Source organism: Gallibacterium genomosp. 3, from assembly GCF_001678475.1.
Classification (GTDB): Bacteria; Pseudomonadota; Gammaproteobacteria; order Enterobacterales; family Pasteurellaceae; genus Gallibacterium; species Gallibacterium faecale.
Window position 1 is genome coordinate 1 of record NZ_JTJR01000038.1, and the last position, 9,132, is coordinate 9,132.

The 9,132-nt window shown below is 34.2% G+C and carries 14 protein-coding genes and 1 pseudogene; 2 read left to right on the top strand and 13 right to left on the bottom strand.

The features are described 5' to 3' along the window. The 8 genes and pseudogenes from QV06_RS09395 to QV06_RS11565 form a co-directional block, all read right to left on the bottom strand. Positions 1–197 (bottom strand): annotated as a pseudogene (locus tag QV06_RS09395) (hypothetical protein); the annotation flags it as partial. Further along, on the bottom strand, positions 194–889 hold the full coding sequence (locus QV06_RS09400; protein WP_245174277.1) for an ATP-binding protein: 696 nt from the start codon (positions 887–889) through the stop codon (positions 194–196). The pseudogene QV06_RS09395 and the gene QV06_RS09400, both read right to left, overlap by 4 nt. After that, entirely contained in the window at positions 886–1,377 is a 492-nt protein-coding gene (locus QV06_RS09405; RefSeq protein ID WP_065237916.1) for a siphovirus Gp157 family protein, read from the bottom strand. Before QV06_RS09405 ends, QV06_RS09400 begins: the two co-directional genes overlap by 4 nt. Further along, positions 1,374–1,685, bottom strand: coding sequence for a hypothetical protein (locus tag QV06_RS09410; protein ID WP_156542042.1), 312 nt, complete (start codon positions 1,683–1,685; stop codon positions 1,374–1,376). The genes QV06_RS09405 and QV06_RS09410 overlap by 4 nt, the downstream gene beginning before the upstream one ends. Then, positions 1,682–1,960 carry a hypothetical protein gene (locus QV06_RS09415; RefSeq protein WP_065237918.1) on the bottom strand — a complete coding sequence of 93 codons (279 nt, stop codon included), beginning with the start codon at positions 1,958–1,960 and terminating at the stop codon, positions 1,682–1,684. Before QV06_RS09415 ends, QV06_RS09410 begins: the two co-directional genes overlap by 4 nt. A gap of 92 nt (positions 1,961–2,052) precedes the next feature. Next, positions 2,053–2,712: a BRO-N domain-containing protein gene (locus QV06_RS09420; protein ID WP_065237919.1), complete on the bottom strand. Its 660-nt coding sequence runs from the start codon at positions 2,710–2,712 to the stop codon at positions 2,053–2,055. Positions 2,713–2,960: 248 nt separating this feature from the next. After that, on the bottom strand, positions 2,961–3,158 hold the full coding sequence (locus QV06_RS09425; RefSeq protein WP_065237920.1) for a type II toxin-antitoxin system HicA family toxin: 198 nt from the start codon (positions 3,156–3,158) through the stop codon (positions 2,961–2,963). 2 nt (positions 3,159–3,160) lie between these two features. Continuing rightward, positions 3,161–3,880, bottom strand: coding sequence for a DUF1902 domain-containing protein (locus tag QV06_RS11565; protein WP_082985081.1), 720 nt, complete (start codon positions 3,878–3,880; stop codon positions 3,161–3,163). A 168-nt stretch (positions 3,881–4,048) separates the two neighbouring features. On the opposite strand from QV06_RS11565, the gene QV06_RS09435 reads away from it, so the two are divergent. Continuing rightward, entirely contained in the window at positions 4,049–4,948 is a 900-nt protein-coding gene (locus QV06_RS09435) for a DUF4393 domain-containing protein (protein WP_065237921.1), read from the top strand. On the opposite strand, the gene QV06_RS09440 is transcribed toward QV06_RS09435, so the two are convergent. The 5 genes from QV06_RS09440 to QV06_RS09465 form a co-directional block, all read right to left on the bottom strand. Further along, complete coding sequence (locus tag QV06_RS09440) at positions 4,943–5,122, bottom strand: hypothetical protein (RefSeq protein WP_021460883.1); 180 nt, start codon at positions 5,120–5,122, stop codon at positions 4,943–4,945. The two genes, QV06_RS09435 and QV06_RS09440, sit on opposite strands and share 6 nt — an antisense overlap. A 951-nt stretch (positions 5,123–6,073) precedes the next feature. After that, positions 6,074–6,499, bottom strand: a complete 426-nt coding sequence (locus QV06_RS09450) for a hypothetical protein (protein ID WP_039173588.1) — start codon at positions 6,497–6,499, stop codon at positions 6,074–6,076. Continuing rightward, positions 6,499–6,813 carry an STAS-like domain-containing protein gene (locus QV06_RS09455; RefSeq protein ID WP_039173585.1) on the bottom strand — a complete coding sequence of 105 codons (315 nt, stop codon included), beginning with the start codon at positions 6,811–6,813 and terminating at the stop codon, positions 6,499–6,501. The genes QV06_RS09450 and QV06_RS09455 overlap by 1 nt, the downstream gene beginning before the upstream one ends. 11 nt (positions 6,814–6,824) lie before the next feature. Next, positions 6,825–7,919, bottom strand: coding sequence for a hypothetical protein (locus QV06_RS09460; RefSeq protein WP_039173583.1), 1,095 nt, complete (start codon positions 7,917–7,919; stop codon positions 6,825–6,827). A gap of 131 nt (positions 7,920–8,050) precedes the next feature. Beyond that, positions 8,051–8,746 (bottom strand): S24 family peptidase, encoded by a 696-nt coding sequence (locus tag QV06_RS09465; RefSeq protein WP_065237923.1) that lies wholly within the window; start codon positions 8,744–8,746, stop codon positions 8,051–8,053. Between the two features lie 125 nt (positions 8,747–8,871). On the opposite strand from QV06_RS09465, the gene QV06_RS12100 reads away from it, so the two are divergent. Then, positions 8,872–9,072: a YdaS family helix-turn-helix protein gene (locus QV06_RS12100; RefSeq protein ID WP_039081855.1), complete on the top strand. Its 201-nt coding sequence runs from the start codon at positions 8,872–8,874 to the stop codon at positions 9,070–9,072. Positions 9,073–9,132: the final 60 nt, after the last annotated feature.

Sequence of the window (9,132 nt, forward strand, 5' to 3'; positions counted from 1 at the left end):
TAGTAAATAGAAAGATAGTTGCCTTTTAATCCTTCTTGGGTTTCTACACTTAATTCTAGTGATAATGCACCGCTTTGTGCTTGGGTATATTCAGCGCTGATAATCTTACAGAGATAAGCACCTGTTTCACTGATAAATTGTGAATTGCCTGCTTTAAGTGCTTGTTCTTGGTTATAGGTAAAAATAGGTTGGGTCATTGATGATTCTCCTGTTGAGTGGTGTCTTCTGCAGTTTGAGGTTCAGGGGTAATTCCCCAATAATCACAAATTTGGATATCAACGTAGGCGAGATCGTTATCAATCTGTTGTTCCTCAAATAAGCCGATAGGGCTTTTTGTTGTATCGCTGCCGTTGTTTTGCGTGAGAAATGTGTACTTACCATCTGATACATTCGTTCGTAAGCAAACAGTAACAATCCCCTCTAAGGTGATTTTTTCGTCAAGCATTTTGCCAATCGTTTTAATTTTTGTACGACCTAAGTCGTCATTTTGTGTGTGGGAGAGAATATAAACTCGTTTGTTATGTTCTAGCTTTCCAGCTAAATCAAAAATCTGCCAAGCGTGTAATCCAATTTCAGTGAATTTATCGTAACCTTTGTCTTTGGCACGACGCATAAATTCATTTGCCATTAAATATTGGAAATCGTCAATAACAATAATGTTTCGTTTTGTTTGCTTTAGTAGTTGGCAGATTTTATCTGCATTGTCACAAACAAAAACATTGCCTGTTGGGCAGTTCTCTTTATCAAAATACTTCCAATCTTTTGTTCTGAAAGGGAGTGGCTTTGAGATAACTTGAATAAGCAACGTTTCATTCGGATTTAAATTGCGTAAGCTAGTGCTTTTCCCTGTACCACTTTCTCCTAAAATAAGCGTAGCAATACTCATCATAACCCCCTCAACTGTCTTGAACCTGTTAATACTACGCCTTGAATTTCAGCCCCATTCTTTAATGCGTTTAGCAGTGCAACACGATCGAGTTTTGGATCCTGTGGAATATAAAACTCATCAGGAATAACGGCATTTTCTGCAATATCTACCTTATTCATAATTGGATCGGTCATCTTTAATTTGAATAATGGGTTTTTAATTTCATTAGTGCCTGAATTAAGCATTGATGCATAGATAAGGTTGCGTAAGCGTTGCTGTTTACGTTCATATATTTTCTGAATTTTCTCTAACCGCTGTTTTTCTGCTTTTGCAGTTTCGGCTAAGATTTCTGTTTCTTTATGTAATTTCCATACTTCAGCTACTTTATCTTCAAATTCCATTTCCAAGCAGTTAAAGGCATCAATAACAGCTTGTTCGTTAGTAAATTCTTCATCATCAAGTAATTCATTGATATTTTTTAGTCGTTCTGAGAGTTGATATAAGCTCATAGCGTTACCTCAAATTGATTTAATGTTCTGTGGTCTGCATTTTCTGCTGTTTGCACGTGGTAAAATTGAGATATATTTAAGATATGCTGCAATTTGTCTTTATACACTTGGCTAACTTTAAGCAACTGTATTGCATTAGTAATGTCGTGATAGCTTTCGTTAAGTAGCAATTCATCAAAAAATTCCATCCATTCGCTGTCAGTTTTATATTGCTGACAAGCTAGGAAAAGTCGGTTTTTAAGCGATTTGAATGCTTGTTTTTTTATGATGATTGCTTGTTGATTGAGTTTTTCAAAAATATCCATCATCTAAGACCTTTATCTAATCGAGCTTTAATCTCTTGTTGATTCTCTTTACTTAGCGGCGTTTGTAGCTCACCATGCGTTTCTTTCCACTCGTTATTAGCCCATTCTTCCCAATCTAATTGTTCCTCGCTTAATTCGGTTTCAATGTTGAGTGTGTGGTCGTAATAATCCGTATCTTTATCGTATTGTGCTGTGTAAGCTGGTTGGCAACTTACTCCTAAGATAAATGCAATGATGACGGCAAAAATAAGATAGAGTGGTTCGTGTGTGAATTTCATTGTGTTGCTCCTTATTTGAACAATTTACTGAATTTAGGGTGCAAGAAACCGCCTCACTAAAAAGTAAGGTAAGGCGGTTTATTTGGATTAAATTAGAAGTTAGTTAATCGTTTTGGTTTTGGCTGTTCATCAAGTAGGCTTAACATTCCTTTGATGAACATAATACGTTCACTTTTTGCTTGAACGTATCGTCTTGCTTTCTCTAAGGCATTTTCGGTTGGCATATTGAGGTTATAGAGATAATGCCCACCGATAAATTTGTCTATATCTCTGCCAAGGTGTGGATATTCTTTGCGAATTTTAACGCCCATTTCATATGCACCGTTAAGTGAGTGATATAGGTTAGCAATAATGCGGATCGCTTCTTCATCAGCTTCGGCTTCTGCTAGCGGTAGGGTTTGTTGAGAATTTTGCAAATTATATTTACCCGTTTTGCGGATTTGTGGTAATACTTCTTCAAATACCCACGTTTCAAATCGTTCTGCTTCAGGTTTGCGTGATTTGATGATTAGGCGGTATAGGTTTGGTTCGTTGATATAAACCATTTCTTGATTACCGCCTCTTGTAGGGGAGTAGCGTTTCGCTACCCCCTTTTCTTTGCAATGTTTTTTCAACGCATCTGTATCATTGACATAGCCTAGAATAGCGCAAATATCTTTAGCACAAAACCAAAATTCATTTGTGCTATCAATGATGATGCGAACTGGGAGATTTTTAAAATCGAAAGATTTGAATTGAATTTGATTTGACATATTGTAATCCTTGAGTATTTGTTTATTAAACAAGCCATTTTTGAGAATGGCGTCGGGAGGCTCAAAAACCCACTCAAGGTAGGGCTGGACGTATTTCGCAAAGCGTGTTGTATTAGTCGCCCTCCCGACATAGTCAGGATTACGGATATAAAAAAAATCGCCTTGTGGCGACTAGTGAACTATCCGCCTTGAGTATTAGGTTTTGAGACCTGTGGCGGATAATAAAATAAAGTTTTGGGGTTGTCAAATTAGAATTTAAAGTCAATACCAGCTTGTTTGAAAATTTTATTAGCCAAAATACGAGAATTAATGGTGTAAGCGACAGGGAAATAACTGTTATTTAGCGGACTGAACCAAATTTCATGACTGCCTTTACCTTGCCTATAAAAATAACAACCTTGTTGTTTTAGCACTTTGATAAGCCGATCATAGTAGCCACTCCCCATTTCTACATCTCCAAGCGTTGATGTTCGTGGTGGCTTTCTGTTTGTATAAAAGAGATACGGATATTATCGCTTTCTTTTCCGTACCCTTGTAATTCGTGCATTTCTGGTGCAATTTCCCAGACTCGTTGTTGTAACTCTTCGTATGTTTGACCTTCTGTGGCAAGTCGCAGTTTATCGCAAGTTCCAACCCACCATGTTTCATTATTTTCAGTGTCGCAAATGACTTCTACGATATAAGGGGGATTTATGCGATCTAATCGGTTTTTAACTGACATAAGTAAATCCTCCAGAGTTCTACCGAAATATTTATCAGCCTGAGATAAGGCTTCGATATACCAGTGCGAGAAGGTTCGCACTTGGAAAGCCGAATTGCGTAAAATATCGCTATCGACATCAGTTAATTTGCCATAATGTGTGACAAGATTACCTACAGCGTGAAAATGAATAACAGCCCCGATTTCAGAGTCGCCAATAATACCAGAAGTTATATCACGTTTATCCCCGATAACATCGGGTATGCCTTTATTGATAATTTCATCAACAAAAGTTTGGTGTGAGACAGGGAAGAAATCATAGAAAATAGCCGTTAGGTCTGATTTTGATACAAATAATTCGTTATTTTTCAAAATGAATCGTAACGGGAATTGTCCAAATTGCGCTGTAAATATTGATTTCATTTTTCCGCTGCCAATATAAAAAAAGCCCACATTTCTGTAAGGCATTTCAGATTACTCAATTTTCAATAGGCTATACTTTCGTTTGAAAGTGCGGTTATCTTAATACGATAGAGCAGTGGGTGTCAATAATTCCATAGTGAAGCCCTCTTTATTTCTTGATATGATTATTGCGATCAAACTTTAATATATCGACTTAATAAAGAGGGCTTTATTATGGGTGAACCAATATCAACAGTAGCTACTGGTGTAGCAGTAGCAGCAGGTAAAGAAGTTGCTACTGTGGTATCGAAGGGGATTGGTCAAACAGTCAGTGATATGTGGTATTCAATTTATGGTTATAAATGGTCTGAGAAGCGTCAGAAAAGAGAAATAGAAGTTGCATATAACGTTGAAAAATTTAAGGAAGAAATACAAGCAAAATCAAACAATATTCCTGAAGAAAATCGTATAGAGCCTGATATTGATGTTATAGGTTCAACGTTAGAATCTGCAAAATATCGTATTAATAAAGATGAAATTAGAGATATGTTTTCTAATCTCATTGTGTCTGCAATGGATAGTTCAAAAGCAGATGATATTCACCCGTCATTCTCAGAAATGATCAAAATGCTTAGTCCTTTAGACGCTCAAAATCTCTATTACCTACACCATTATCAAGATGAAACAATTTCTCAAATACAAGTAAATTTGGAATCAGGAGGATATCACACCTTGTATAATCATATATTTTTAGGTAATCCTGAATGTCAAGATAACTTGCAGATTGAACCGTCTATAGATAATTTAGTTCGTTTAAAACTAGTTGACGTTACTTATACTGAATATAAAACTCAAGAAAACTTATATGAGAAACATTTTTCGAATCCATTATTTTTATCCCTAAAGAGAGATGTAGAACAAAAAATAGAATCTATTAAGTCAAATATTAAAATGTTAGAGGATAAATCAATCATAAACATTATTGATCCTAGCGGTAAACGATTATCTGATGCTGAAAGGGAAGAACTAAAAAAAGAACTCCAGCGTTCAATGTTTTTTAAAGATGTTGAACTAAAAAAAGGATTGATTAAACTTACAGCATTAGGTCGGAATTTTTGTAAGGTTTGTTTATAGTTTTTCTAGTCTTTCTTTGACTATTTTCTCAATATCCTTTGCATATTTTTCTAAAGTTTTAGTTTCTTCCTCAAAGAAATTATCAAACCACTTTGTTACTTGTGTAACGGTAAACCAATGCACAAGTAATGAAACGATTAAAGCGGTTAAAGCTGATATTAGAATAGTATTCATCTTTTCACTCCTAAAATAAAAGCCTAGAACAATCTAGGCTTATCTATAATAAAAATTGTCTTTAAACATTCTGAAGTCTCGATCAGCACACTCATCACATTCACGAGGGTCGAAACTGTCGTCTGGTTCATATTCTTGATCTTTTTGATTAATTGCTAATGCTTCGTAGTAATCCTCGTCACTATCGTAGTCCCAAGGACTAATAGATCTTCTTCTCATGGTGTTTCTCCTTTCTCTTTTCTTTTTAAAGCTCACTCATAGAATTAACTTTAAAAAAAGCCCTCAATAAAGAGGGCAAACCCAAACGGAGTTTATATGCAAGTGAAAATCACTCAGCTAATAAGAGGTAATTAGTAAATGATTTTCCTAATGCCTGCTTAACCACCTCTGAAATACTAGATATTGCGTTAATTAATATTCACTGATTAAACAGGCATTAGATTCGATAAACTCTCTATGCTTCACGATTCACTGCCGTTGCTTACTTGAGAGAACTCGATTCACCCTATTGGTTCCGTTGCCAATTCACTTCACAGTGATTTTTCACGTAAGACTAAACGTTCATCTAAGCGAGCAGTTGTCTCTCTGCATCGTTACCAATACTTAGCGACCGCATAGGGTGTTTTTAATCCAAATTGTTAAAAGAGCTTGAGATATTGTGTATCTCGTTTTGATGGGTTTAGTTTATTAAAAAATAAACTTTAGATCAATACGTTTATTTATTTTTTAATAAATATTTTTGTAATATGTTTATTAAAATATTAATAAATAAAGAAAAAATTTTTTATGGAGGATGTTTAATTGATTAATTTTTGCTCAAATTGATATTATTGAGAGGTAGAAAAGGATAAAAGAGCTTGTTTAGTGAACAAATTTAGTGAAATGAAATTTTAAGTTATCTAGATGAAATATAAAGTTATGAGAGATAAAAGTATTGTTATAATGTAGTAGTTAGATAAATTTTTTGTGATATTTAGAATGTACAGCATGTAACTTATAAATTAAGCTGCGAATAGCGATATTTCTTACTGTTAGATCATCTGAGAAGAGTTGGTTTGTTGTAACTTTTTTAACCTCTCTAATTTCTATGTTTGGATAAAAATCATTTTGAGCTAATTCCATAATTTCAGTACATTTACCTTGTAGCCTTTTATGGTATGCTATCATTAAATGAAAATCACCCTCATTTAATGAAGCTGCTTGTTTATGAACACGTAGAGCATCTTCAAAAATTTTATTGCATAGTTCTTGTAAAGAATCAATAGCTTCGTTATGTGCATTATGCCTTGCATTTCTTGCTCCTAGAAAATAACCAATTGGAATTGCTATAATTGAAACTAGTAGAGCGACTATTGAAATAACCTCTGAACTTTGCATTATTGTAACTCCGAAATGGCTGCGTTTATATATTCTCTAATTTCTTCAATTAGGTCAGGATCCTCTTCAGAAATAAAAATAATATTACTAATAATATTAGGAGATACTCCTAAACGAATTGCCCCACCAAATGCTTCCTCTAGAAAAGATGAACCATACCCTACAACACCATCTAGGTGCAATGTTATCTCTGGATCTTTTTTAGTTGCAGGGATAAGTATAGTATTTCTAAATTCTTCTCCACTAGCTTTTCCATCTTTAATATGACGGGGACCTGGAAAAAGGCTAAAGTCTTTCACATAAATATGTTGCATTTTATTTACCTTTAATTTGTATCAAGTGGCAGGTTCCATTGAACAATCGTTCCATCAATAGAGTAAGGAGACTCTTTGACTAAATCTGCTTTATTTCGACCATTATACACATACATTCCACGATTTGAACGAATAATTAAACTGCTATTTGGTGTCTTATCAATAATTGACCTAATATCTCCACCACCTTTACCACGATATCCCAGCCCTGTTCGAGTTTCTTTAATCAATGTTGAAGCTTTAATATATATGGCATCTGTCGTAGGTTTGCCTAGCTGTTGTTTTAATCTTTCCCAAATTTTTTTTAGCGTACTAGCTTTTTGAGTTTTTTCTAATGTATTCGGTATGCCATGCCCTAAATCACAAACAAAAAGAGAAAGTTCATTGTCTAATATGGCAAGTAACATCCACCATCGCTTAATTGGGAAATATCTATGAGTTTGAATATTTTCTGCATATGCATGCTCGACAGCGTTTGCAATGGCTTCAATATAACTGCTATACATTCCTTTGGTATTTACTCCCATTGCTTTAAGCTCATTGAGTAAGGGCGCCGTGATTGAGCCATCAGTATTATCACTTTGAATAAAATGCCAGCACTTTACATTTTTTTGAGAAGAACTTGATGTATAGTTAAAGCCAAGCATTTTATATAAACCAATATGACAAAATACACCATCTACATCATATGGACCACGTTTTCTTCTATCTGCTGGTTTAGGTTTTGGACGAATAACACTAAATTTTAACTCAGGATATTGATTCCTAATAGTATCTAGAGTGGCAATTAAGACAGCACAAGCTGGAGCATCAATAACAGAAGTTTCTCTAAAGTTTAATTTTAATATTTGGTGGTTTTGTGAAGCTAATTTTGCTTTTTTTTCAATTTCTTTTTTAAAAGAAACAAAAATGTGAGAAATTTCTCTTGCTAGTACAATTTTACTAGGAGCATAAACCTCCGCACATAGACGCCGAAATAATTTCTTTTTTTTGATAGATTTATATTTTATTTTTCCACCATTCATTCGGCGTCTTTTCTGTTTGGAAATCAGATTACGTAGCGTTCTCTTAATAACGATAGATCGCAATATTTTGAGTTTTAACATAATTTCCTCTGTATTCTGCCACTTACTTACATGAGATACAACGGGTGAAAGTTTCTTCATGAAATAAGTGATATTATCTTATTTCAAATTACCATATTAAATTCACTCAATAAAACCCATCTTCTGGGTTGTTACAACAAAACCGAGTACCAGAAAACTTTGCCTAAAACTGTAAGATCTTCTAAGTTTGCGACTTCATCTGGGTGCTCTTCAGAGTTATAGCTTCTTATTTTCACCTGATTATTTGGCATATTGTAGAGAATTTTTATTCTTAATAATCCACCGTGATTTATCGCATATATCTTTCCATCTCTGATAGTTTTATTGCCGAGATCGATCCCCACTGTTGTTCCATCTGGAATAACTGGCTCCATAGAGTTACCATCAGCGGTCACACAAACAGCATTGTCATACGATACGCCTTGTCTTCTTAAAGTTGCTTTAGAAAATCTAAGTTTAAAATTGTTATAGTCCATTATGTCATCAGCAAATCCATTCCCAGCAGAGAGTCTAATTTCTTTGAAAAAAGGAACTTCTATCTCATCATTTGAGAGAGGAGTATGTCTATCCCATAATTCAAATGCCCCAATTTCTTTAATATTGGAAACGATATTATTGTTACTATCTACGCTAACGGGAGTATCTAAGTAAAACTCACCCATGCCATAATCTTTTTCTAATCTTCTAGCCAATCTCTCCCCAAAAGATTTAGCTGAACCATTTATTTGTTGAGATATTAGACTTTTATCTTTATCAGGGTACTTCTTATCTGAGAAGAATCTTTTCAAATTTTCCCTACGAATACTAGTTAGATCTATTTTTTTCATAGATTCCTCCTTAGTTAATTTTTCACCATTTTATTTAGTATTTAGTAAATAAGCAAAAAATTAATGATTGACTTATTGTTTATCTATAAATAAACTTAATTTTATTTTTAGCTAAACTAAAGTTTATGAAGCTGACAGAATATTTATCAAATAGACAACGTGGTTTTAAAGCAAATTTTGCAAAACAGGTAGGAGTATCTATGTGTTTTTTAAGAAACTGCGAGATGGGGAGAACAAAGATACCACCGTATTTAGCAAAAAAAATCGAGGTGGCTACAAATGGGGAAGTATCTAAATCTGAAATGCGCCCAGATTTATGGGATTAGTGTTTTGTATGTAATAAAAAACCACCGCGGCAACGGTGGCTAGTTATATAAAAGGAACTG

Bases quoted from the DNA above. Each gene is read 5' to 3' on its own strand.
- QV06_RS09420 (WP_065237919.1), bottom strand. From the start codon at position 2,712: ATGTCAAATCAAATTCAATTCAAATCTTTCGATTTTAAAAATCTCCCA.
- QV06_RS09435 (WP_065237921.1), top strand. From the start codon at position 4,049: ATGGGTGAACCAATATCAACAGTAGCTACTGGTGTAGCAGTAGCAGCA.
- QV06_RS11565 (WP_082985081.1), bottom strand. From the start codon at position 3,880: ATGCCTTACAGAAATGTGGGCTTTTTTTATATTGGCAGCGGAAAAATG.
- QV06_RS09425 (WP_065237920.1), bottom strand. From the start codon at position 3,158: ATGGGGAGTGGCTACTATGATCGGCTTATCAAAGTGCTAAAACAACAA.
- QV06_RS09455 (WP_039173585.1), bottom strand. From the start codon at position 6,813: ATGCAACATATTTATGTGAAAGACTTTAGCCTTTTTCCAGGTCCCCGT.
- QV06_RS09400 (WP_245174277.1), bottom strand. From the start codon at position 889: ATGATGAGTATTGCTACGCTTATTTTAGGAGAAAGTGGTACAGGGAAA.
- QV06_RS09405 (WP_065237916.1), bottom strand. From the start codon at position 1,377: ATGAGCTTATATCAACTCTCAGAACGACTAAAAAATATCAATGAATTA.
- QV06_RS09450 (WP_039173588.1), bottom strand. From the start codon at position 6,499: ATGCAAAGTTCAGAGGTTATTTCAATAGTCGCTCTACTAGTTTCAATT.
- QV06_RS09440 (WP_021460883.1), bottom strand. From the start codon at position 5,122: ATGAATACTATTCTAATATCAGCTTTAACCGCTTTAATCGTTTCATTA.
- QV06_RS09415 (WP_065237918.1), bottom strand. From the start codon at position 1,960: ATGAAATTCACACACGAACCACTCTATCTTATTTTTGCCGTCATCATT.
- QV06_RS09465 (WP_065237923.1), bottom strand. From the start codon at position 8,746: ATGAAAAAAATAGATCTAACTAGTATTCGTAGGGAAAATTTGAAAAGA.
- QV06_RS09410 (WP_156542042.1), bottom strand. From the start codon at position 1,685: ATGATGGATATTTTTGAAAAACTCAATCAACAAGCAATCATCATAAAA.
- QV06_RS12100 (WP_039081855.1), top strand. From the start codon at position 8,872: ATGAAGCTGACAGAATATTTATCAAATAGACAACGTGGTTTTAAAGCA.
- QV06_RS09460 (WP_039173583.1), bottom strand. From the start codon at position 7,919: ATGTTAAAACTCAAAATATTGCGATCTATCGTTATTAAGAGAACGCTA.